General features: G+C 70.6%; 19 protein-coding genes. 11 read left to right on the plus strand and 8 right to left on the minus strand.

The features are described 5' to 3' along the window. From E2E34_RS00525 to mshC, 4 genes are all read left to right on the plus strand, one after another. The gene (locus tag E2E34_RS00525) at positions 1-687 is read left to right on the plus strand and encodes a histidine phosphatase family protein (RefSeq protein WP_138899901.1); all 687 of its coding nucleotides are present in this window, start codon (positions 1-3) and stop codon (positions 685-687) included. 107 nt (positions 688-794) lie between these two features. Continuing rightward, a complete protein-coding gene (locus E2E34_RS00530) occupies positions 795-1,385 on the plus strand; it encodes a DUF3090 domain-containing protein (RefSeq protein WP_138894543.1) in 591 nt (196 codons plus the stop codon). Continuing rightward, positions 1,349-2,188 (plus strand): SCO1664 family protein, encoded by an 840-nt coding sequence (locus tag E2E34_RS00535; RefSeq protein WP_138899902.1) that lies wholly within the window; start codon positions 1,349-1,351, stop codon positions 2,186-2,188. The genes E2E34_RS00530 and E2E34_RS00535 overlap by 37 nt, the downstream gene beginning before the upstream one ends. A 92-nt stretch (positions 2,189-2,280) precedes the next feature. Continuing rightward, positions 2,281-3,510 carry a cysteine--1-D-myo-inosityl 2-amino-2-deoxy-alpha-D-glucopyranoside ligase gene (gene mshC / locus E2E34_RS00540; protein WP_138899903.1) on the plus strand — a complete coding sequence of 410 codons (1,230 nt, stop codon included), beginning with the start codon at positions 2,281-2,283 and terminating at the stop codon, positions 3,508-3,510. A 138-nt stretch (positions 3,511-3,648) separates the two neighbouring features. Here mshC and E2E34_RS00545 read toward each other — a convergent pair whose 3' ends face one another. The 5 genes from E2E34_RS00545 to E2E34_RS00565 all read right to left on the minus strand — a co-directional run bounded on the left by E2E34_RS00545 (position 3,649) and on the right by E2E34_RS00565 (position 9,830). Continuing rightward, positions 3,649-4,647, minus strand: a complete 999-nt coding sequence (locus E2E34_RS00545; protein WP_138899904.1) for a PAC2 family protein — start codon at positions 4,645-4,647, stop codon at positions 3,649-3,651. Positions 4,648-4,835: 188 nt separating this feature from the next. Beyond that, entirely contained in the window at positions 4,836-6,449 is a 1,614-nt protein-coding gene (locus E2E34_RS00550) for a glycerol-3-phosphate dehydrogenase/oxidase (protein WP_138899905.1), read from the minus strand. A gap of 15 nt (positions 6,450-6,464) precedes the next feature. Beyond that, positions 6,465-7,991: a glycerol kinase GlpK gene (gene glpK, locus E2E34_RS00555; RefSeq protein ID WP_138899906.1), complete on the minus strand. Its 1,527-nt coding sequence runs from the start codon at positions 7,989-7,991 to the stop codon at positions 6,465-6,467. Between the two features lie 41 nt (positions 7,992-8,032). Continuing rightward, positions 8,033-8,821 carry an MIP/aquaporin family protein gene (locus E2E34_RS00560; RefSeq protein WP_138899907.1) on the minus strand — a complete coding sequence of 263 codons (789 nt, stop codon included), beginning with the start codon at positions 8,819-8,821 and terminating at the stop codon, positions 8,033-8,035. Between the two features lie 244 nt (positions 8,822-9,065). Then, positions 9,066-9,830, minus strand: a complete 765-nt coding sequence (locus E2E34_RS00565) for an IclR family transcriptional regulator (RefSeq protein ID WP_138899908.1) — start codon at positions 9,828-9,830, stop codon at positions 9,066-9,068. A 239-nt stretch (positions 9,831-10,069) separates the two neighbouring features. Between E2E34_RS00565 and metH the strand changes: the two genes are divergently transcribed. The 4 genes from metH to E2E34_RS00585 all read left to right on the plus strand — a co-directional run bounded on the left by metH (position 10,070) and on the right by E2E34_RS00585 (position 18,146). After that, positions 10,070-13,585 carry a methionine synthase gene (gene metH, locus E2E34_RS00570; protein WP_138899909.1) on the plus strand — a complete coding sequence of 1,172 codons (3,516 nt, stop codon included), beginning with the start codon at positions 10,070-10,072 and terminating at the stop codon, positions 13,583-13,585. Positions 13,586-13,683: 98 nt separating this feature from the next. After that, complete coding sequence (locus E2E34_RS00575; RefSeq protein WP_138899910.1) at positions 13,684-14,385, plus strand: HAD family hydrolase; 702 nt, start codon at positions 13,684-13,686, stop codon at positions 14,383-14,385. A gap of 498 nt (positions 14,386-14,883) precedes the next feature. Then, positions 14,884-16,485 (plus strand): ABC transporter substrate-binding protein, encoded by a 1,602-nt coding sequence (locus tag E2E34_RS00580; RefSeq protein ID WP_138899911.1) that lies wholly within the window; start codon positions 14,884-14,886, stop codon positions 16,483-16,485. Between the two features lie 71 nt (positions 16,486-16,556). Next, the gene (locus tag E2E34_RS00585; protein WP_138899912.1) at positions 16,557-18,146 is read left to right on the plus strand and encodes an ABC transporter substrate-binding protein; all 1,590 of its coding nucleotides are present in this window, start codon (positions 16,557-16,559) and stop codon (positions 18,144-18,146) included. Positions 18,147-18,223: 77 nt separating this feature from the next. Here the strand turns inward: E2E34_RS00585 and E2E34_RS00590 are convergent, their stop codons facing one another. Continuing rightward, a complete protein-coding gene (locus E2E34_RS00590) occupies positions 18,224-18,895 on the minus strand; it encodes a response regulator (protein ID WP_138894555.1) in 672 nt (223 codons plus the stop codon). A gap of 14 nt (positions 18,896-18,909) precedes the next feature. Beyond that, positions 18,910-19,803 (minus strand): RecB family exonuclease, encoded by an 894-nt coding sequence (locus E2E34_RS00595; protein ID WP_138899913.1) that lies wholly within the window; start codon positions 19,801-19,803, stop codon positions 18,910-18,912. A gap of 166 nt (positions 19,804-19,969) precedes the next feature. Here E2E34_RS00595 and E2E34_RS00600 point away from each other — a divergent pair, with 166 nt between their 5' ends. The 3 genes from E2E34_RS00600 to E2E34_RS00610 all read left to right on the plus strand — a co-directional run bounded on the left by E2E34_RS00600 (position 19,970) and on the right by E2E34_RS00610 (position 22,919). After that, positions 19,970-21,193 carry a site-2 protease family protein gene (locus tag E2E34_RS00600; protein WP_138899914.1) on the plus strand — a complete coding sequence of 408 codons (1,224 nt, stop codon included), beginning with the start codon at positions 19,970-19,972 and terminating at the stop codon, positions 21,191-21,193. A 68-nt stretch (positions 21,194-21,261) separates the two neighbouring features. Then, positions 21,262-22,170 (plus strand): tRNA (adenine-N1)-methyltransferase, encoded by a 909-nt coding sequence (locus tag E2E34_RS00605; protein WP_138894557.1) that lies wholly within the window; start codon positions 21,262-21,264, stop codon positions 22,168-22,170. Positions 22,171-22,346: 176 nt separating this feature from the next. Further along, the gene (locus E2E34_RS00610; RefSeq protein WP_138899915.1) at positions 22,347-22,919 is read left to right on the plus strand and encodes a hypothetical protein; all 573 of its coding nucleotides are present in this window, start codon (positions 22,347-22,349) and stop codon (positions 22,917-22,919) included. Between the two features lie 4 nt (positions 22,920-22,923). Here the strand turns inward: E2E34_RS00610 and E2E34_RS00615 are convergent, their stop codons facing one another. After that, positions 22,924-23,244: a ferredoxin gene (locus tag E2E34_RS00615; RefSeq protein ID WP_138895647.1), complete on the minus strand. Its 321-nt coding sequence runs from the start codon at positions 23,242-23,244 to the stop codon at positions 22,924-22,926. Between the last annotated feature and the right edge of the window lie 166 nt (positions 23,245-23,410).

Here is a 23,410-nt window from a genome sequence, read left to right on the forward strand (position 1 = left end):
ATGGCCACGCTGATCCTCGTACGCCACGGACGTTCCACCGCCAACACCGCGGGACTGCTCGCCGGCTGGACGCCGGGCGTCACGCTCGACGAGCGCGGCGCCGCACAGGCGGCGGCGCTGCCCGGCAGGCTGGCCGGCGTGCCGCTCGCCGCCGTCGTGACCAGCCCGCTCGAACGCTGCCGCCAGACCCTCCAGCCGCTGCTCGACGCGCGCCCCGGACTGGCGTCGCACACCGACGAGCGGATCGGGGAGTGCCACTACGGCGACTGGTCGGGCCGCAAGCTCGCCGAGCTCTCCGACGAGCCGCTGATGGCCGCCGTGCAACAGCACCCCTCCTCCGTGACGTTTCCGGGCGGTGAGTCGATGCGGGCCATGCAGGCCCGCGCGGTCGACGCCGTACGGGAGTGGAACGCGCGCGTCGAGGCCGAGCACGGCGAGGACGCCGTGTATCTCATGTGCTCTCACGGGGACATCATCAAGTCCGTCGTAGCGGACGCGCTCGGGCTTCATCTCGACCTCTTCCAGCGGATTCACGTCGACCCGTGTTCCCTGACGGCCATCCGGTACACGGGGCTGCGGCCATTTCTCGTGCGGCTCGGCGACACCGGCGACCTCTCCTCGCTGGCGCCGCGCGACAACGGCGGCGACGGGGACGCGGCCGTAGGGGGCGGCGCGGGCGCACCGTGATCGCTCCGCGCAGTAGGGTGGACGCGCCCCACGACCGCGCATACAGACGATTTCGACACCGGCGTCCCCGCCGGCTGCGGGATCGACGATCTCAAGGGAGACAGGACGTGTCCCGTCAGGTATTCCTCTACGACCCGCCGGACCGCTTCGTCGCCGGTACGGTCGGGCTGCCTGGACGCCGTACGTTCTTCCTCCAGGCATCCGCGGCCGGCCGTGTCACCAGCGTCGCCCTGGAGAAGACCCAGGTGGCGGCGCTCGCCGAGCGGATCGACGAGCTGCTCGACGAAGTGGTACGCCGCACCGGGGGCAACGCCCCCGTGCCGGCCGTGGCCCCGGCCGACGTCACCGACAGCGCCCCCCTCGACGCCCCCGTCGAGGAGGAGTTCCGCGTCGGCACGATGGCGCTCGCCTGGGACGGCGAGGAACAGCGCATGATCGTCGAGGCGCAGGCCCTCGTCGAGCTCGACGTGGAGACCGAGGAGGACCTCGCGGAGGCCGAGGAACGACTGCTCCAGGACGAGGAGAACGGACCGCCGATGCTGCGGGTCCGGCTCAGCGGCGCGCAGGCCCGTGCCTTCGCCAAGCGCGCCCTCGACGTCGTCAACGCCGGCCGCCCGCCGTGCCCGCTGTGCAGCCTGCCGCTCGACCCGGAGGGACACGTATGTCCGCGCCAGAACGGATACCGCCGCGGGGCGTGACTCCGCCCGACGGCCTGCTCACCGTGCTGGCGAAGGGCAGCCTCACGGTGCGCGGACGCGTGCGCGAGGCGTCCAACGCCGTGCTGTACTGCGGGATCGAGCACGACGGCGTGTCGGCGTCCTGCGTCTACAAGCCCGTCGCCGGTGAGCGGCCGCTGTGGGACTTCCCCGACGGCACGCTCGCCCGCCGCGAGGTGGCGGCGTACGAGATCTCCGAGGCGACCGGGTGGGGGCTCGTGCCGCCGACCGTGCTGCGGGACGGGCCGTACGGCGAGGGCATGTGCCAGCTGTGGATCGAGACGGCCCCGGAGGGGCCCGACGCGGGACTGCTGGCCCTGGTCGAGGACGAGGAGCCGGCCGAGGGCTGGAAGGCGATCGCGTACGCCGAGGTGGGGGAGGGGCGCACGGCGCTGCTCGTGCACGCCGACGATCCGCGGCTGCGCCGGCTGGCGGTGCTGGACGCGGTCATCAACAACGCGGACCGCAAGGGCGGTCACCTGCTGCCGGCCCCGGGCGGGCAGCTGTACGGCATCGACCACGGGGTCACCTTCAACGCGGACGACAAGCTCCGCACACTGCTGTGGGGCTGGGCGGGCGAGCCGCTGACCGCCGAGGCGGTCGAGGTGCTGGCCCGGCTGGCGGCGGAACTGGCCCCGGGGCGCCCGCTCGCCACCCGGATGGCCGAACTGATCACCGCGGCGGAGCTGGAGGCGCTGCGCGGGCGGGTCGCGGCGCTGCGGGAGACCGGGCGCCACCCGGAGCCGAGCGGCGACTGGCCGGCCATCCCCTGGCCGCCGGTCTAGGCACGCCGGGCGGGTTCGCGCAAGAGTGGCTCACCGGACACGATTTCGTATCCGGTTCGTATCCGGAACGTGCGTCCGGTTACGCTCAAGGCATGCATGCCTGGCCCGCTTCTGAGGTCCCCGCCCTGCCCGGCAAGGGCCGCGACCTCCAGATCCACGACACCGCGACCGGTGGGTCGATCACCCTCGACCCCGGTCCCGTCGCCCGAATCTATGTCTGCGGCATCACGCCGTACGACGCGACCCACATCGGTCACGCGGCGACCTACAACGCGTTCGACCTCGTACAGCGCGTGTGGCTCGACACCAAGCGGCAGGTTCACTACGTCCAGAACGTCACGGACGTCGACGATCCGCTGCTCGAGCGGGCGATCCGCGACGGACACGACTGGACCGAACTCGCGGAGCGCGAGACCGCGCTGTTCCGCGAGGACATGACCGCCCTGCGGATGCTCCCCCCGCGCCACTACATCGGCGCCGTCGAAGCGATACCCGGCATCGTGCCGCTCATCGAGCGGCTGCGGGACGCGGGCGCGGCGTACGAGCTCGAAGGGGACGTGTACTTCTCCGTCGAGGCCGACCCGCACTTCGGCAAGGTCTCCGGGCTCGACGCCGACGCGATGCGGCTGCTGTCCGCCGAGCGCGGCGGTGACCCCGAGCGCCCCGGCAAGAAGAACCCGCTCGACCCGATGCTCTGGATGGCCGCCCGTGAGGGCGAGCCGAGCTGGGACGGGGCCTCGCTGGGCCGCGGCAGGCCCGGCTGGCACATCGAGTGCGTCGCCATCGCCCTGGACCACCTGGGGATGGGCTTCGACGTGCAGGGCGGCGGTTCCGACCTCGCCTTCCCGCACCACGAGATGGGCGCGTCCCACGCCCAGGCGCTGACCGGCGAGCACCCGTTCGCCAAGACGTACGTGCACGCCGGAATGGTCGCCCTGGACGGCGAGAAGATGTCGAAGTCCAGGGGCAACCTGGTCTTCGTGTCGAAGCTGCGCCGCGACGGCGTGGACCCGGCCGCGATCCGCCTCACGCTGCTCGCGCACCACTACCGGGCCGACTGGGAGTGGACGGACCAGGTGCTGGAGGACGCCGTGGAGCGGCTCGGACGCTGGCGCGCGGCCGTCTCCCGCCCCGACGGGCCGCCCGCCGACGCCCTGGTGGACGAGATCCGCGAGGCGCTCGCCGACGACCTCGACGCCCCGGCCGCGCTCGCCGCCGTGGACCGCTGGGCCGCCCTCCAGGCGTCCGAGGGCGGTACGGACGAAGGCGCCCCCGGCGTCGTCTCGCGCGCCGTCGACGCACTGCTGGGCGTGGCTCTGTAGCCGCTTTCTCGCAGCGCTGCCGCCCCCGGCCCTCTTCCAGGAGGGCCGGGGGCGGCAGCGCTCGGCGCCGGACACCGCGACGCGACGGCGGGGCGGCGCCCGATGGCACCGCCCCGCCGCCGCGTCGCTTCGTACGCGCTACTCCTCCGGGGAGTCGTCCGCCTCGTCCGTGCCCTGAGGGGGTTCGGCCGGCTCCGCGCGCGGTGGCTTCGGGGGCCGCGCACGGCCGCCGGAGCTGTCGCGCAGGTAGGTACCGGTGCCCTCGCTCCCGTCCGTCGCGTGCCCGGGGCCGGGACCGCCGTCACGCCGCCTCAGATACCGCTCGAACTCGCGCGCGATCGCCTCGCCGGACGCCTCGGGGAGCTCCGCGGTGTCCCGCGCCTCCTCCAGCGACTGGACGTACTCCGCCACCTCGCTGTCCTCGGCGGCCAGTTGGTCCACGCCGACCTGCCACGCCCGGGCGTCCTCGGGCAGTTCGCCGAGCGGGATCCGCAGGTCGATGAGGTCTTCCAGGCGGTTGAGCAGCGCCAGCGTGGCCTTGGGGTTCGGCGGCTGCGACACGTAGTGCGGCACGGCCGCCCACAGGCTCACCGCGGGTACCCCCGCGTGCGTACAGGCTTCCTGGAGGATGCCGACGATGCCCGTGGGACCCTCGTACTTGGTCTCCTCCAGATCCATGGTCCGCGCCAGGTCCGCGTCCGACGTCACACCGCTGACCGGCACCGGCCGGGTGTGCGGGGTGTCGCCGAGCAGCGCGCCCAGGATCACGATCATCTCGACGCCCAGCTCGTGCGCGAAGCCGAGGATCTCGTTGCAGTACGAACGCCAGCGCATCGACGGCTCGATGCCGCGGACCAGCACCAGGTCACGGGGCTTGTCGCCGCCGATGCGCACCACGGACAGCCGTGTGGTCGGCCAGGTGATCTTGCGGACCCCACCGTCGAGGAACACCGTGGGCCGGTTGACCTGGAAGTCGTAGTAGTCCTCGGCGTCGAGCGCCGCGAAGACCTCGCCCTTCCACTCCCGTTCCAGATGCGCGACCGCGGTGGAGGCGGCGTCGCCGGCATCGTTCCAGCCTTCGAACGCGGCCACCATGACCGGGTCGATCAGCTCGGGAACCCCCTCGAGCTCGATCACCCAGCGCCCCCTTTCGACGTTCCCTTGTGCACGCATCAACCTTACGGCTTCCACCAGGCGCGGTGACGCCTGATGCGCATGCGGGAAGCGTGCCCTGCGCCCGCCGGATCAACCGCCGTGTCCCGCAGGACGGGTAAGGGGCAGCCGCCCGGGCGGCTGCCCCTTACCCGTCCCCCCGTGTGCCCGCCTCAGGCCCTGCGGCCCAGCACGTCCTCCACCTTGGCGCGGACCTCGTCCGTGGCCAGGCCGCGGATTGTCAACGTTGTACGGCGGCGCAGTACGTCGTCCGCCGTCTCGGCCCACTCGTGGTCGCGGGCGTAGACGACCTGCGCCCAGATCTCCGGCGCGTCCGGGTGGACGCGCTCGGCCAGCGCCGGGTCCTCGTTGGCCAGGCGCGCGATGTCGAAGGACAGCGAGCCGTAGTGAGTGGCCAGGTGGCGGGCGGTGTCGGCGGCCATCCGGGGACCGGGCGTACCGCCGTCGACGAGCAGCCGGTGCGCGACCGCGTTCGGGTTGGAGATGCCCGGCAGCGGCAGCTTCCTGGGCAGCCGGGAGACCGGCTCCATGTCCTCGCCCAGCGGGTGGCCGGGCAGGGCGGCGAGCTTGTTCATGACGGTGCGGCCGATGTGACGGAACGTCGTCCACTTGCCGCCCGCCACCGACAGCATGCCGCCGCGTCCCTCGGTGACGACCGTCTCGCGCTTGGCCTTGGAGGTGTCACCGGGCCCGCCCGGCAGCACCCGCAGACCCGCGAAGGAGTACGTGATGAGGTCGCGGGAGAGCTGCTGGTCGCGGATCGAGAAGGCGGCCTCGTCCAGGATCTGGGCTATGTCCTTCTCGGTGACCGCGACGTCCGCCGGGTCGCCCTCGTACTCCTCGTCGGTCGTGCCGAGCAGGAGCTGGTCCTCCCACGGCAGCGCGAAGGTGATGCGGTACTTGTCGATCGGCGTGGCCAGCGCGGCCCGCCAGGGGGCGGTGCGCTTGAGCACCAGGTGCGCGCCCTTGGAGAGCCGGATCGAGGGCGCCGCGTTCGGGTTCTCCATCTTCCGCAGGTGGTCGACCCACGGCCCGGTGGCGTTGAGCACCAGACGGGCCGTCACGCCGAACTCCGCACCGTCCAGGCGGTCCTTGAGCTCGGCGCCGGTGACCCGGCCGTTGGTGAAGCGCAGGCCGGTGACCTCGGCGTGGTTGAGGACGGTCGCGCCCGAGGCGACGGCGGCACGGACCGTCATCAGGGCCATGCGCGAGTCGTTCATCTGGTCGTCGCCGTAGACCGCGACGGCCTTGAGGTCGTCGGTACGGAGCTCGGGCACCGCACGCGCGGCCTTCGCCGGGCTGATCACGTGGCCGACGCCGTCCCCGAAGGCGGACAGCGCCGAGTAGGCGAAGACGCCCGCGCCCAGCTTGGCCGCGCCGTGCGGGCCGCCCTTGTAGACGGGGAGGTAGAAGGTCAGCGGGTTGGCGAGGTGCGGCGCGACGTCACGGGAGACGGCGCGCCGCTCGAAGTGGTTCTCCGCCACCAGCTTGACCGCGCCGGTCTGCAGATAGCGCAGTCCGCCGTGGAGCAGCTTGGAGGAGGCGGAGGAGGTGGCGCCGGCGAAGTCGCCGGCGTCCACCAGGGCCACCCGCAGTCCCGACTGGGCGGCGTGCCAGGCGGTGGAGATGCCCAGGATGCCGCCGCCGATCACCAGGAGGTCGTACGTCGCCTTGGAAAGGTGTTCCCGGGTTTCGGCGCGGCTCGTCGTGGCACAGCCGTCGGCCGGGCGCGTCCCGAGGGCCGGGACGCTCTGCAGGGTGGTCATGTTGGTAACTCCTCGTCAGCTCTCGTCGTCGAGCCAGCCCATGGACCGCTGAACGGCCTTGAGCCAGCTCTTGTACTCGCGGTCCCGCGTGGCCGCGTCCATGCGGGGGGTCCACTCGGCGGCCCTGCGCCAGTTGGCGCGCAGCTCGTCGGTGCCGGACCAGAAGCCGACGGCGAGGCCGGCGGCGTAGGCGGCGCCGAGGCAGGTGGTCTCGGCGACCATCGGGCGCACGACCGGTGCGTCCAGGAAGTCCGAGAGCGTCTGCATCAGCAGGTTGTTGGAGGTCATGCCGCCGTCGACCTTGAGGGCCGTCAGCTCGACGCCGGAGTCCTTGGTCATGGCGTCGCTGATCTCGCGGGTCTGCCAGGCCGTGGCCTCCAGGACGGCACGGGCGATGTGCGCCTTGGTGACGTACCGGGTGAGGCCGGCGATCACACCGCGGGCGTCGGGACGCCAGTACGGGGCGAAGAGGCCGGAGAAGGCCGGTACGAAGTACGCGCCGCCGTTGTCCTCGACGGAGGAGGCCAGCGTCTCGATCTCGGCGGCCGACTTGATCAGGCCCATCTGGTCGCGCATCCACTGGACGAGCGCGCCGGTGATGGCGATCGAGCCTTCGAGGGCGTAGACGGGCTTCTGGTCGCCGATCTGGTACCCGACGGTCGTCAGCAGGCCGTTGTACGAGTTGACGGGCGTGTCGCCGGTGTTCATCAGCATGAAGGTGCCGGTGCCGTACGTCGACTTGGCCTCGCCCTGGGCGAAGCAGGTCTGGCCGAACAGGGCCGCCTGCTGGTCGCCCAGCGCCGACGCGACGGGCACGCCCTTCAGCGGGCCCGCCTTGGCGACGCCGTACACCTCGGCGGAGGAGCGGATCTCCGGCAGCACGGCGGCCGGGATGTCCATCGACTGGAGGATCTTCTCGTCCCAGCGCATCTCGTGCAGGTTCATCAGGAGGGTGCGCGAGGCGTTGGTGACGTCGGTGACGTGCACGCCGCCCTCGGTGCCGCCCGTCAGGTTCCAGATGACCCAGGAGTCCATGGTGCCGAAGAGGATGTCGCCGGCCTCGGCGCGCTCGCGCAGGCCCTCGACGTTGTCGAGCAGCCAGCGGACCTTGGGGCCCGCGAAGTACGACGCGAGCGGCAGGCCGGTCTCGCGGCGGAAGCGGTCCTGGCCGACGTTGCGGCCGAGCTCCTTGCAGAGGGCGTCGGTGCGGGTGTCCTGCCACACGATGGCGTTGTGGACGGGCTCACCGGTGTTCTTGTCCCACATCAGCGTGGTCTCGCGCTGATTGGTGATGCCGATCGCCTTGACGTCGGCGGGCGTGATGCCCGCCTTGCTGATCGCGCCGGCGACGACTTCCTGGACGTTGGTCCAGATCTCGCCCGCGTCGTGCTCGACCCATCCCGGCTTCGGGAAGATCTGCTCGTGCTCCTTCTGGTCGACCGAGACGATCCGGCCGTCCTTGTCGAAGACGATGCAGCGGCTGGAGGTGGTGCCCTGGTCGATGGCCGCGATGAACGGGCCGGTGGTGTGTGCGTCGGTCACGGTGTGCTCCCGGAGGTCTGTTGGAGGGTCGGCCGGTCGGCTCAGGCGAACGCGATGTTGTAGATACCCGCGGCGAGCGCTCCGCCGACCAGCGGGCCTACAACCGGGATCCAGGCGTAGCCCCAGTCGGAGCCGCCCTTGTTCGGCAGCGGGAGCAGGGCGTGCACGATGCGCGGCCCGAGGTCACGGGCCGGGTTGATCGCGTAGCCGGTCGGGCCGCCGAGGGAGAGGCCGATGCCGACGACGACGAAGGCGGTGATCAGCGCGCCGAGCACGCCGAGGCCCTTGCCGCTGTCGTTGAGGCCCTGGGTGAGCACCGCGAGAACGAGCACGACGGTGCCGATGATCTCGGTGGCGAGGTTCTGCCAGACGTTGCGCACCTCGGGACCGGTGGAGAAGACGCCGAGGACGGGGCCGGCCTTGGGGGCGGCCTTCTGGTCGACCATGCCCTCTTCGGCCGGCTGCTCCGCGAGGATCTCCGGGTCCGTGAGATGGGCCTGGAACTGGCCGTAGTACGCGATCCAGACCAGGGCGGCGCCGATCATGGCGCCGAGTATCTGGCCGGCGAAGTAGACCGGAGCGTTGCTCCAGTCGCCGTCCTTGATCGCGATACCGACCGTGACAGCCGGGTTGAGGTGGGCGCCGGACAGCGTGCCGGTCATGTAGACGGCCGTCATGACGGCGAAGCCCCACCCGAAGGTGATGGCGAGCCAGCCGGCGTTCTGCGCCTTGGAGCGCTTGAGCACGACGGCGGCCACGACGCCACCGCCGAGCAGGATGAGTACGGCGGTACCAATGATCTCGCCGATGAAGATGTCGGAGCTGGACACCCGCGACTCCTTTGTCCTTCGTCCAGGGGAAAGGCGAACCCCGGGTCCCTCCGGATGGTCCGCGCCCTCGGTGAGGGCCTGACCGGTCCCTTGGCGTTGCCACACTCTAGCGCGTATTGCCGGTAGGTGTTCGGCATTGCCGACCGATGAACGGCAGTTTTGCCCTCGGTTAAGACGCGCGTCAAGAGTTCCGTGACCGGTATCCCGATCGTTACCAGCCTCCCAGGAGGCGGCGGAGTCCGCCTCAGAAGCGGCTGGCGCCCAGGTCCCGCGACACCGCGCGGGCGCAGTCCCGTACGGCCGCCACCAGGTCGGTGCGCAGGTCCCCGCCCTCACGGATCCGCTCGACGGCGCCGGTGATGCCGACCGCGCCGACCGGCATCCGCCGGCGGTCGTGGATGGGGGCGGCGATCGAGGCCACCCCGTCCCAGGTCTCCTCCACGTCGGCGGCCCAGCCGCGCGCGCGGGTCAGGTCGAGCACCGCCTCGAAGTCCACCGCGTCCGTGACGGTGTGCGGGGTGAAGGACTTGCGCTCGTTCTCGACGACCTCGTTGTGCGCCACGGGGTCGTACGCCGACAGCACCTTGCCCAGCGCGGAGGAGTGCAGCGGCTGCATCGCCCCGACCTCCAGCACCTGCCGGCTGTCGTCCGGGCGGAAGACGTGGTGAACGATTAGGACGCCCTGCTGATGGAGCACGCCCAGATAGACGCTCTCGCCGCTGGAGCGGGCCAGGTCGTCGGTCCACACCAGCGCGCGGGCCCGCAGCTCGTGCACGTCCAGATACGTGCTGCCCAGGCGCAGCAGCTCGGCGCCCAGCTGATAGCGGCCCGACGCCGGGTCCTGTTCGACGAAACCCTCCGCCTGGAGGGTGCGCAGGATGCCGTGCGCCGTACCCTTGGCAAGACCGAGGGACGAGGCCACCTCGGACAGGCCGAGCCTGCGCTCGCCCCCGGCGAGCAGGCGCAGCATCGCCGCCGCCCGCTCGAGCGACTGGATGTTCTTCGCCACGCTCGGCCACCTCCACCTCGGTTCGACAATGCTGAACACTATCGGCTCATGCCGACTGGGTGTCACCGTCCGAGGCCCGCCCGGCGACCGTGAGCCATCAGAACACGGCCCGCACGCGCCACCGTCCGCCTCGTGGGACGCCTTCACGCCGCAGGCGGGGTCGCGGCTACGCTGGCCAGGTGCGCCGTCCGCCGGGAGGGCGCAAAGCCGACAGCCGTCGCACTCCAGGGAGCAGATCCATGGCCTCGTTGCCGACCCCCACGCCTGCCAGCCACAGCAGCCGCGCCGACGCCCTCCGCGAAGCACTCGCCAGCCGGGTCGTGGTCGCCGACGGGGCGATGGGCACCATGCTCCAGGCGCAGGACCCCACCCTCGAGGACTTCGAGAACCTCGAAGGCTGCAACGAGATCCTCAACATCACCCGGCCCGACATCGTGCGCTCGGTCCACGAGGAGTACTTCGCCGTCGGCGTCGACTGCGTCGAGACGAACACCTTCGGCGCGAACCACTCGGCGGCCAATGAGTACGAGATCGCCGACCGCATCTTCGAGCTGTCGGAGTCCGGCGCGCGCATCGCCCGCGAGGTCGCCGACGAGTTCGGCGCCAAGGACGGCCGCCAGCGCTGGGTCCTGGGCTCGATCGGCCCCGGCACCAAGCTGCCCTCGCTCGGCCACATCGCGTACGACGTCCTGCGGGACGGCTACCAGCAGAACGCCGAGGGCCTGCTCGCCGGCGGCGCCGACGCCCTGATCGTGGAGACCACCCAGGACCTGCTGCAGACGAAGTCGAGCCTGATCGGCGCACGCCGGGCGATGGATGCCCTGGGCATCCAGGTGCCGCTGATCTGTTCGCTCGCCTTCGAGACGACCGGCGTCATGCTGCTCGGCTCCGAGATCGGCGCCGCCCTGACCGCCCTGGAACCGCTGGGCATCGACCTGCTCGGTCTGAACTGCTCGACCGGTCCGGACGAGATGAGCGAGCACCTGCGCTACCTGGCCCGCCACTCGCGTACGCCGCTGATGTGCATGCCGAACGCGGGCCTTCCCGTGCTCACCAAGGACGGCGCCCACTTCCCGCTCGGTCCCGTCGGCCTCGCCGACGCCCAGGAGACGTTCGTCCACGACTACGGCCTGTCCCTCATCGGCGGCTGCTGCGGCACGACGCCCGAGCACCTGCGCGCCGTCGTCGAGCGCACCCGCGACCTCACCCCGGCGCAGCGCGAGCCGCGCCCCGAGCCGGGCGCCGCCTCCCTCTACCAGTCGGTCCCCTTCCGCCAGGACACCGCCTACATGGCGATCGGCGAGCGGACCAACGCGAACGGCAGCAAGAAGTTCCGCGAGGCCATGCTCGAAGCCCGCTGGGACGACTGCGTGGAGATGGCCCGCGACCAGATCCGCGAGGGCGCGCACATGCTCGACCTGTGCGTCGACTACGTGGGCCGCGACGGCGTGGCCGACATGGCCGAACTGGCCGGCCGTTTCGCCACCGCCTCCACCCTTCCCATCGTGCTGGACTCCACCGAGCTGGCCGTCATCCAGGCGGGTCTGGAGAAGCTCGGCGGCCGCGCGGTCATCAACTCCGTCAACTACGAGGACGGCGACGGCCCGGAGTCCCGCTTCGCCAAGGTCACCGCGCTCGCCAAGGAGCACGGCGCCGCCCTGATCGCGCTGACCATCGACGAGGAGGGCCAGGCCCGTACCGTCGAGCACAAGGTCGCCATCGCCGAGCGGCTGATCGAGGACCTGACCGGCACCTGGGGCATCGACGAGTCGGACATCCTCATCGACTGCCTGACCTTCACCATCTGCACCGGCCAGGAGGAGTCCCGCAAGGACGGCATCGCCACGATCGAGTCGATCCGCGAACTCAAGCGGCGTCACCCAGACGTGCAGACCACCCTGGGCCTGTCCAACATCTCCTTCGGCCTCAACCCGGCCGCCCGTGTCGTCCTGAACTCCGTCTTCCTCGACGAGTGCGTCAAGGCCGGCCTGGACTCGGCGATCGTGCACGCCTCGAAGATCCTGCCGATCGCCCGCCTGGAGGAGGAGCAGGTCAAGGTCGCGCTCGACCTGATCTACGACCGGCGCGCCGAGGGCTACGACCCGCTCCAGAAGCTCATGGCCCTCTTCGAGGGCGTCAACATGAAGTCGATGAAGGCCGGCCGCGCCGAGGAACTGATGGCCCTCCCGCTCGACGAGCGCCTGCAGCGCCGCATCATCGACGGCGAGAAGAACGGCCTGGAGGCCGACCTCGACGAGGCCCTCCAGAGCCGCCCTGCCCTGGACATCGTCAACGACACCCTCCTGGCGGGCATGAAGGTCGTCGGTGAGCTGTTCGGCTCCGGCCAGATGCAGCTGCCGTTCGTGCTCCAGTCCGCCGAGGTGATGAAGACGGCGGTGGCTCATCTGGAGCCGCACATGGAGAAGACGGACGACGAGGGCAAGGGCACCATCGTGCTCGCCACCGTCCGCGGCGACGTCCACGACATCGGCAAGAACCTCGTCGACATCATCCTGTCCAACAACGGCTACACGGTCGTCAACCTCGGCATCAAGCAGCCCGTCTCCGCGATCCTGGAGGCCGCCGAGGAGCACAAGGCCGACGTCATCGGCATGTCCGGCCTGCTCGTCAAGTCCACAGTGATCATGAAGGAGAACCTTCAGGAGCTCAACCAGCGCAAGATGGCCGCGGACTTCCCGGTCATCCTCGGCGGCGCGGCACTGACCCGGGCGTACGTGGAGCAGGACCTGCACGAGATCTACGAGGGCGAGGTCCGCTACGCCCGCGACGCGTTCGAGGGACTGCGCCTGATGGACGCCCTCATCGGCGTCAAGCGCGGCGTGCCCGGCGCGGCCCTTCCCGAGCTCAAGCAGCGCCGTGTGGCGAAGAAGGACACGGCCGTCCTGGAGGTCGAGGAGCCGGAGGGTTCCGTGCGCTCCGACGTCGCGACCGACAACCCGGTCCCCACCCCGCCCTTCTGGGGCACCCGGGTGGTGAAGGGCATTCAGCTCAAGGAGTACGCGCCCTGGCTCGACGAGGGCGCGCTCTTCAAGGGGCAGTGGGGCCTCAAGCAGGTCCGCAACGGCGACGGGCCCACCTACGAGGAGCTGGTGGAGACTGAGGGCCGTCCGCGCCTGCGCGGCTGGCTCGACCACCTGCAGTCCAACAACCTCCTCGAAGCGGCCGTCGTCTACGGGTACTTCCCCTGCCACTCCAAGGGCGACGACCTGATCCTGCTGGGCGAGGACGGTTCCGAGCGCACCCGCTTCACCTTCCCCCGCCAGCGGCGCGGCCGCCGGCTGTGCCTGGCCGACTTCTTCCGCCCGGAGGAGGCCGGCGAGCCCGATGTGGTCGGCCTCCAGGTGGTCACGGTCGGCTCCCGCATCGGCGAGGAGACCGCCAGGCTCTTCGAGGCCAACTCCTACCGCGACTACCTCGAACTGCACGGGCTGTCGGTGCAGTTGGCCGAGACCCTCGCCGAGTACTGGCACGCCCGGGTCCGCTCCGAGCTCGGCTTCGGCGGCGAGGACCCCGAGGCGATGGAGGACATGTTCGCCCTGAAGTACCGGGGCGCGCGCTTCTCCCTCGGTTACGGCGCCTGCCCCGACCTGGAGGACCGGGCGAAGATCGCGGACCTCCTCCAGCCGGAGAGGATCGGCGTCCACCTGTCGGAGGAGTTCCAGCTGCACCCGGAGCAGTCCACCGACGCGATCGTCATCCACCACCCCGAGGCGAAGTACTTCAACGCGCGCTAGACCCGGACGAGTCGTACACTGGTCGGTCCAGCGCAGGCCGGTCGCCTCCCCCCTGGGGAGACGGCCGGCCTTCTCGTCCCTTCAGGAGGTGTGCCCGGATGACCAGTACCGTCCCCGCGCCCAGTACCCGTACGGCCGAAGGCTCCGCACTGCAGGCCGTCTTCCTCGACATGGACGGCACCCTCGTGGACACCGAGGGCTTCTGGTGGGAGGTCGAGGCAGAGGTCTTCGCGGACCTGGGCCATGTGCTGGACGAGGCGTGGCGCGACGTGGTGGTCGGCGGGCCGATGACGCGCAGCGCGGGCTATCTCATCGAGGTGACCGGCGCGGACATCACGCTGCCCGAGCTCACGGTGCTGCTGAACGACCGCTTCGAGAAGCGCATCGGTCGCGGCGTGCCGCTGATGCCGGGGGCGGCCCGGCTGCTCGCCGAGCTCGCGGCGCACGAGGTGCCCACCGCGCTGGTCTCCGCCTCGCACCGGCGCATCATCGACCGGGTCCTGGAGACGCTGGGCCGCGACATGTTCACGCTCACCGTGGCGGGCGACGAGGTGCCCCGTACCAAGCCTCACCCCGACCCGTACCTGCACGCCGCGGCCCGGCTCGGCGCCGATCCCTGGAGATGCGCGGTCGTCGAGGACACCGCGACCGGGGTGGCGGCCGCCGAGGCCGCCGGCTGCCGGGTGGTGGCGGTGCCGTCCGTGGCCCCGATCGCGCCCGCGCGCGGCCGGGTGGTCGTGGGGTCGCTCGAAGAAGTCGATCTCGCTTTTCTGACGACTCTGATCACCCGGCCGAACTGATCCGTTCACCGAGCGTGCTTTCGCTATCAGGCGGAAACTCTCGGCATTGGACCGTGCATTTTCCGTGACACACGGAAATAGAAATGCACACTCGATCAAAACTATTCATATGGTGACCTTGGTCACGCTCCGTGCTGCCCGCAGGGGTGCTCCTTGGCGTCAAAGGGCTTCCGTGCGCCCTTGTTTGACGCCTTTGTGTCCTGATTGGTGGAGTGGTGTACGAAACATTCCCGCCCCACCGCGCCGAGCCGCCCGGTTCCATGATCACCGAGCGGTAACGGTGGGCAGCGGCCCGGTCCGGCCCCTCGGGTGATTCCCACTAATCTCAACTCGAGAACTTCGCCGCACCCCCATGTGCTCCAGCGCTCAACCAGTTGCTGGTACCACAGAACCGATCGCTCTGATCCCGGCCCGATCGCTCCGCCCCGACCGGGCGGCGCGGCGGAGTATCCCGTACACCGCTGAAAACTCAGTGCCGGATGAGGGAGAACGTCCAGGATGAACCGCAAGACTTTGGTGCTGCCGGCCGTGATCGGCCTGCTCGCGCCCGCGCTGGCCGCCTGCGGCGGCGTGGACGTCGGCGGGAAGGGCGGTGACGCCATCGTCGTGGGCACCACGGACCAGTTCGTGGCGACGAAGGACGCTCCCGCGCCCTTCGACCCGGCGTTCGCCTACGACGCCGGCGCCTGGAACGTTCTGCGACAGACCGTCCAGATGCTGATGCACGTCCCGCGCGGCGGCGGTGAGCCGGTGCCGGACGCGGCCTCCAAGTGCGGCTTCACGGACACCCAGAACGAGAGCTACCGCTGCACCCTGCGCAGCGGGCTGAAGTTCGCCGACGGCGACGCCCTCACCGCGGAGGACGTGAAGTTCTCCGTCGAGCGCGTCCTGAAGATCAAGAACAACAACGGTCCGGTCGCGCTGCTGTCGAACATCGACACCATCGAGACCAACGGCGACCACGAGATCGTCTTCCACCTCAAGACGCCGGACGCCACGTTCCCGTACAAGATCGCCACGCCGGCCGCGGCCATCGTCGACTCCGACACGTACGAGGCCGACAGGCTCCGGGACGGCTTCGCCGCCGACGGCTCGGGCCCGTACACGCTGGAGACCGAGACCGAGGGCGACCGGGTCGTCAAGGCCGTCTTCACCAAGAACCCCGAGTACAAGGGCGACTTGAAGCTCCGCAACGACAAGATCGAGCTGCGGTCCTTCACCGACACCGAGTCGATGGAGAAGGCGCTGAAGGACGGCGACATCAGCATGATGACGCGCACCCTCCAGCCCGAGCAGATCAAGGACCTGTCGGAGAACCCGGCCGAGGGCATCGACCTCGTCGAGATGCCCGGCCTGGAGATCCGCTACCTCGGCTTCGACACCGACGACTCCACCGTCAAGAGCAAGGCGGTGCGCCAGGCGCTGGCCGCCGTCGTCGACCGCGGGGACCTCGCGAGCAAGGTCTACCCCGCCACGGCCGAGCCGCTGTACTCGCTCATCCCGAACACCATCACCGGGCACCAGAACGCGTTCTTCAACAAGTACGGCGAGCCGAACCGGCCCAAGGCCGCCGGCATCCTCAAGGCGGCCGGCATCACCACGCCGGTGAAGCTGACGCTGAACTACACGACCGACCACTACGGCCCGGCGACGAAGAAGGAGTTCGAGGTGCTCCAGGAGCAGCTCAACGCCACGAGCCTCTTCGACGTCGACATCGAGGGAACCGAGTGGTCGAAGTTCCGTGACAGCCAGAAGCGCGGCGAGTACGCCGTCTACGGCATGGGCTGGTTCCCGGACTTCCCGGACGCCGACAACTACGTGGCGCCGTTCCTGGACAAGGACAACTTCCTCAATTCCCCGTACGTGAGCAGCGAAGCCAGGAACAAGCTCATCCCCGAGTCGCGCCGCGCGGCCGACCGGGCCTCGGCCGCCGGGCCGTTCGAGCGCATCCAGGAGATCGTCGCCAACGACGTGCCGGTGCTGCCGCTGTGGCAGGGCAAGCAGTACGTCGCCGCGCGCGACGACATCACCGGCGTCGAGTGGGCCATCAACTCCTCGGCCGACCTGCAGTTGTGGGAGCTGGGCCGCGGCGTCTCCTGACGCCGGCAGTATCCGGCGGCGAAGACCGCGCCGCCGGTGGGTAATTCATTGAATCTGTGAGGCAAGGATCCGTGAAAAGGCGTAACCAGTGGCTGACGGCCCCGCTCGCGGCGGGACTGGCGGCGGGGCTGCTCAGCGGTTGTGGCACCGAAGAGGGCGGCCCGGGGGGCACTGAGGGCGGTGTGGTCATCGGAATGTCGGACGAGGTGCTGGCCACCGACCCGGCATCGGGTTACGACCCGGGCTCCTGGCTGCTGTTCAACAACGTCTTCCAGTCGCTGCTGAGCTTCCCCAAGGGCAGCACCTCCCCGCAGCCCGAGGCCGCGAAGACCTGCGACTTCGACAAGGGCGGCAGCACGGTCTTCCGCTGCACCCTGCGCGACGGTCTGAAGTTCAGCAACGGCAACGAGCTGACCACGAAGGACGTCAAGTACTCCTTCGAACGCTCGCTGAAGATCAACGACAAGGCCGGCCCCGCCGCGGTCATGCTCGGTTCCATCGACAGGATCGAGACGCCGGACGCGAAGAACATCGTCTTCCGCCTCAAGGTGCCGGACGCCACCTTCCCGAGCAAGATCGCCTCGGGCGCCGGCTCCATCGTCGACCACCGCGAGTACGCCTTCGACAAGCTGCGCACGGACAACAAGGCGGTCGGCTCGGGCCCGTACAAGCTCGATTCCTTCGGCCGGGCCGACGCGTCCTTCTCGGTCAACGAGAACTACCAGGGCACCGCCGAGACGAAGAACGACGGCGTCACCATGAAGTTCTTCCACGGCGACCAGAAGGCGCTGGCCGCCTCCCTCAAGGAGCGCGACGTCGACGTCGCCTACCGAGGACTCACGGCCGACGACATCGCCGACCTGGAGACCTCCACCGCCCACCGCGAGAAGGGCATCGAGGTCGTCGAGGGCTCCAGCGCCGAGGTCCAGCACCTGGTCTTCAACGTGAACGACCCGGTCGTCGGCAAGCCCGCCGTGCGCAAGGCCATGGCGTTCCTCATCGACCGCGACGCCCTGGTGCGGGACGTCTACCAGTCCACCGCCACCCCGCTGTACTCGATCATCCCGAGCGGCATCGGCGCCCACAACACCGCGTTCTTCGACACCTACGGCGGCAGCCCGCAGCCCGCCAAGGCCCAGCGGGCCCTGCGCGGCGCGGGCATCACGGACAAGGTGAAGCTCACCCTCTGGGCCACGCCCAGCCGCTACGGCCCCGCCACCGTCGAGGAGTTCAAGGCGATAGCCAAGCAGCTCAACAAGAGCGGGCTGTTCGACGCGACGGTCGAGTCGGTCGAGATCAACGAGTACGAGCGGAACATCGCGGCCGGCAAGTACGGCGTGTACGTGAAGGGCTGGGTCCCCGACTACCCGGACCCGGACAACTTCACCCTGCCGTTCTTCGGCAAGGACAACGTCCTCGCCAACAACTACGAGAACCGCAGGATCACCGAGGGGATCATCCCCGACACCGCCGCCGCGACCGACCGTCCCATGGCGGAGGAGGACTTCAACAAGCTCCAGGACATCGTCGCCGACGAGGTGCCGATCATCCCGCTGTGGCAGGGCAAGCAGTACGCCGTGGCGTACGACGACATCTCGGGCCTGGAGTGGACCCTGGACGCGTCGACCGTCTTCCGGTTCTGGGAGATCAGCAAGGGCTGAGCCCACGCCGTCGGCCGAAACGCGTGAAGCCGGGCCCAGCCCCTCCGGGCCGGGCCCGGCTTCACGCCGTGCGGGTGTTACTGGGCGCCCGGCCTGACCAGGCCGCTCTCGTACGCGTACACCGCGGCCTGCACGCGGTCGCGCAGCCCGAGCTTCGTCAGCACATGCCCCACGTGCGTCTTCACGGTCGTCTCGCTCACGAAGAGGTCGGCGGCGATCTCCGCGTTGGACAGCCCGCGGGCCACCAGCTTCAGCACCTCCACCTCGCGCTCGGTGAGGGTGTGCAGCGTGTCCGGCACCTGCTCCTCGCCCGACGGCAGGTGGTCGGCGTACTTGTCGAGCAGCCGGCGCGTGATGCTCGGCGCCAGCATCGCCTCGCCCGCCGCGACCACCCGGATCGCCTGCACCAGCTCGGTGGCGGGCGCGTCCTTCAGCAGGAAGCCGCTGGCCCCGGCGCGCAGCGCCTCCACGACGTACTCGTCGAGGTCGAACGTCGTCAGCACGAGCACCTTCGCCGGGCCGTCCTTGCCGGGGCCGGTGATCTGACGCGTCGCCTCCACACCGTCCATCCGGGGCATCCGGATGTCCATCAGGACGACATCGGGCTGGAGCGCCCGCACCTGGTCGAGCGCCTGGAGACCGTCTCCGGCCTCACCGACGACCGCGAGATCCTGCTCGGCCTCCAGAATCATCCGGAAGCCGGTGCGCAGCAGGGGCTGGTCGTCGACCAGTAGGACGCGGATAGCCACGGAGGACTCCTTCTCTAGACCGCGTCCATTCTGCCCTGGCCGCCCTCGGCCGAATCGGCCGGGCGCACCGTCAGCTGCACGGGCAGCGGGTACGCCGGGGGAGTGCCGCCGAATTCCGGGCACACCGCCCGGTGGTCGCACCAGCCGCAGAGCTTCGTCGGGCGCGGGCGCCACTCACCCGTCTCGGTGGCTTCCTTGATGGCCTCCCACAGGGCGAGCAGCTTGCGCTCCACCCGCTCCAGGTCCGCCTCGACCGGGTCGTACGTCAGCACGTCGCCACTGCCGAGGTAGACCAGCTGGAGCCGGCGCGGCACCACGCCCTTCCACCGCCAGATCACCAGCGCGTAGAACTTCATCTGGAACAGCGCGCCATCGGCGTACTCGGCCCGGGGCGCCTTGCCCGTCTTGTAGTCGACGATCCGCACCTCACCGGAGGGCGCCACGTCCACCCGGTCGATGATGCCGCGCAGCCGCAGTCCCGACTCCAGCTCCGTCTCGACGAAGAGCTCCCGCTCGGCCGGCTCCAGCCGCGTCGGGTCCTCCAGCGTGAACCACCGCTCGACCAGCTCCTCGGCCTCCACCAGCCAGCGGGACAGCCGCTCACCCTCCGGATCCTCCGCGAACAGCTCTGTGAGCTGCGGCTTCGACTCCAGCAGCCGGTTCCACTGACCGGGCACCAGCGCCCTCGCCCGCCCCGCCGTGCGCTCCGTCGCCGGTACGTCGAAGAGCCGCTCCAGCACGGCGTGCACCAGCGTGCCCCGGGTCGCCGCCTCGCTCGGCTTCTCCGGCAGCTTGTCGATCACCCGGAACCGGTAGAGCAGCGGGCACTGCATGAAATCGCTCGCCCGCGAGGGGGAGAGCGACGTGGGGCGCTGGGCAGCGTCGGCCCGACCGGAACTCGTAGTCATGCCACGACCCTAAGACCCCGCACTGACAGACCCGGCATCAATGGCCGCAAAAGGGGAGCCGAGGCGGAGCCCGGCGGGGCAGTCCGCATACCATCGACGGCAGACCCCTCTCGCGCTGCGTGGCCGGCGGACGCGGCGCGAGGACGCCTGCGAACGAAGGGCCCCTGTGAACGAGAGCGGCGAGCGCGACAAGCGCGGCGAGAGCGGCGGGAGCGGCGGCAAGCCGCAGCGCCCGCGCGAGCCGGGCGGCGGCCTCCTCATGGGCCGCCCGTTCGGCGTGCCGGTCTACGTCGCCCCCAGCTGGTTCCTCGTCGCCGCCCTCATCACCTGGGTCTTCGGCGGCCAGCTCGACCGCGTCCTGCCGGAGTTGGGCAACCTCCGCTACCTGGTCTCCCTCTTCTTCGCCGTCGCCTTCTACGCCTCCGTGCTGGTCCACGAGCTGGCCCACACCGTCGCCGCGCTCCGCTTCAAGCTGCCGGTGCGCCGCATCCAGCTCCAGTTCTTCGGCGGGGTCTCGGAGATCGAGAAGGAGTCCGAGACCCCGGGGCGCGAGTTCGTCCTCGCCTTCGTCGGCCCGCTGCTCTCGCTCGTCCTGGGCGGCGTCTTCTACGCCGGCATGCGGATCGTGGAGCCCGGCACGGTGCCCGGCGTCCTGCTGGCCGGCCTGATGATCTCCAACCTCATCGTGGCGGCCTTCAACCTGCTGCCGGGCCTCCCGCTGGACGGCGGCCGGATGCTCCGGGCCGTCGTGTGGAAGATCACCGGCAAGCCGATGAGCGGCACCATCGCCGCCGCCTGGGTCGGCCGGGCGCTCGCCGTCGCCGTCCTCATCGGCCTCCCGCTGCTCACCCACACCGGCGCCCTCGGCAACTCCACCGAGGACATCGGCGGCATGGAGACCGTCACCGACGCCCTGCTCGCCGCCATCCTCGCCGCCATCATCTGGACCGGCGCCGGCAACAGCCTGCGCATGGCCCGGCTGCGCGAGCACCTCCCCGACCTGCGCGCCCGTACACTCACCCGCCGCGCCGTCCCCGTCGAGTCCGCCACCCCGCTGTCCGAGGCCCTGCGCCGTGCCAACGCGGCCGGGGCCCGCGCCCTGGTCGTCGTCGACGGCCAGGGGGAGCCCACCGGCGTGGTCCGCGAGACGGCGATCGTCGGCGTACCGGAGCACCGCAGGCCGTGGGTCGCGGTGAGCGGACTCGCCCAGGACCTCACCGAGGACATGAAGATCGCGGCCGAGCTGGCGGGCGAGGCCCTGCTGGAGCGTCTGCGGGCCGCCCCCGCGACGGAGTACCTGGTGGTCGAGGAGACCGGCGAGATCTACGGCGTGCTGTCCACCGCCGACGTGGAGCGCGCCTTCGTGTCGGCCATGGCCCGCCCGCAGTAGACGCCCGCGCCCCCTCCGACGGCGTACCGCGGCGAATCGGGCCCCCGAAAGACCGGTAGGCTGGTCACATGTCCGAACCGACCGGTGCCGCCCGCCGTCGCGGCCCCTTCCAGGTCGGGGACCAGGTCCAGCTCACCGACCCCAAGGGACGCCACTACACGTTCACGCTCGAGGCCGGGAAGAATTTCCACACCCACAAGGGTTCCTTCCCCCACGACGAGCTGATCGGTGCTCCCGAGGGCAGTGTTGTCCGTACCACGGGAAACGTCGCCTACCTCGCGCTGCGCCCCCTGCTCCCCGACTATGTCCTGTCCATGCCCCGCGGCGCCGCCGTGGTCTACCCCAAGGACGCGGGCCAGATCCTGGCCTTCGCCGACATCTTCGCCGGCGCCCGCGTCGTCGAGGCGGGGGTCGGATCCGGCTCGCTGAGCAGCTTCCTGCTGCGCGCCATCGGCGACCAGGGCATGCTGCACTCCTACGAGCGCCGCGAGGACTTCGCCGAGATCGCCACGCAGAACGTGGAGCGCTACTTCGGCGGTCCGCACCCCGCCTGGCAGCTCACCGTCGGCGACCTCCAGGACAACCTGACCGACACCGACGTCGATCGGGTGATCCTGGACATGCTCGCGCCCTGGGAGTGCCTCGAGGTCGTCCGCAAGGCGCTCGTGCCCGGCGGCATCCTCTGCTGCTACGTGGCCACCACCACCCAGCTGGCGCGCACCGTCGAGTCCATCCGGGAGATCGGCTGCTTCGCGGAGCCGACCGCCTGGGAGTCGATGATCCGCAACTGGCACGTCGAGGGCCTGGCCGTGCGCCCCGACCATCGGATGATCGGCCACACCGGCTTCCTCCTCACCGCCCGCCGCCTGGCGGACGGGGTGGAGCCCCCGCTGCGCCGCCGCCGCCCCGCCAAGGGCGCGTACGGCGAGGACTACACGGGTCCCGGCAGCGAGAGCGGTTCCGCCTCCCGGGGCTGAACCGGCAACGAGCCAGCGCCGCCGCCGAGTTCCCCGACCGACCGGGGAACTCGGCGGCGGCGCTTTTCCGTTACCGGATGTTTGCCCCACCGGTACGGACCCCGAGGTTCCGCCGGACTGTGACGTGTGGCACGATGCTCGCCACCCCACCGGTACAGCCCCAGGAGACACCCCGCGTGCAGACCTCCGCCGCCGCCCTGGACCTCGCGCACGCCCGGCCCCGCCCGGTGCACTGGCTCGCCACCGCCGCCGCCATGGCCGCGGTCGTCGCCGCGGCCGGCCTGCTCCAGCCCGAGGCGGCCACCGCCTCCCAGACGCCCGCGGCGGTTGCCGGGCAGGTGAAGGCAGCCGCGGCCCCCGCCCCCGACGCGTCGGGCGCGGCGTACCCGCTGGACTGCCGCGGAGAGAAGCCCGCCGTGGTGGAGAAGGGCTCCGGCGACCTGGACGGCGACGGCCGGCCCGAGACCGTGGCGGTCGTGCGCTGCGTGTCGGGCATCGGCACCCCGCCGAGCGGGGTCTTCGTACTCACCGGGCCGTCGTCGCGGGTGGTGGCGACGCTGGTGGACCCGGCCGACGGGGCGGGCGTCACCGATTTCGCGGTACGCGGCGGCGCGGTCCGGGCCACGCTGCTCGGCTACTCCTCGCCGGAGGTGCCGCGCTGCTGCCCGGACCGGCGGGAGACGGTCAAGTGGCAGTGGCGGGGCGGCAAGTTCGCCCGGACCGTACTGCCGGACGCGCGCAGTATGTGAGCGGTCACTCCGCGTCGGGGCCGTAGACCTCGACCTGGTCCGCGACACGGCGTACGTGGATGCAGTCGCCCGGGCACTCCTTGGCCGAGTCGACCACGTCCCGGAGAAGCGGCAGCGGCACGGGCGTTGTGGCGCCGGGGCTCTGCAGCAGCTCGTCGCCGGGGCTCTTCACGTACGCCAGCCCGTCGATGTCGAGCTCGAAGACGTCGGGGGCGTACTGGACGCAGATGCCGTCGCCGGTGCAGAGGTCCTGGTCGATCCACACCTCGAGCGGGTCGCCGGTCTGTGCGCCGTCGTCGGTGGGAGCCTTCTGCTGCACGGTCATATCTCCTGCCGTTTCCTGCGCGGTTGTAGCAATTGGAGCCAGCCCTGACGGGTGTTGAACACTTCGACGATACAACCGGCCGCTTTCCGATGTTGATGGGTGGGTATTCCCCTGGTGTGAGGGAGTACGCAAGGGTGAAGATCGGACACACCCCGCAGTCTTTGTG

Source organism: Streptomyces albidochromogenes (assembly GCF_005981925.1).
Classification (GTDB): Bacteria; Actinomycetota; Actinomycetes; order Streptomycetales; family Streptomycetaceae; genus Streptomyces; species Streptomyces albidochromogenes.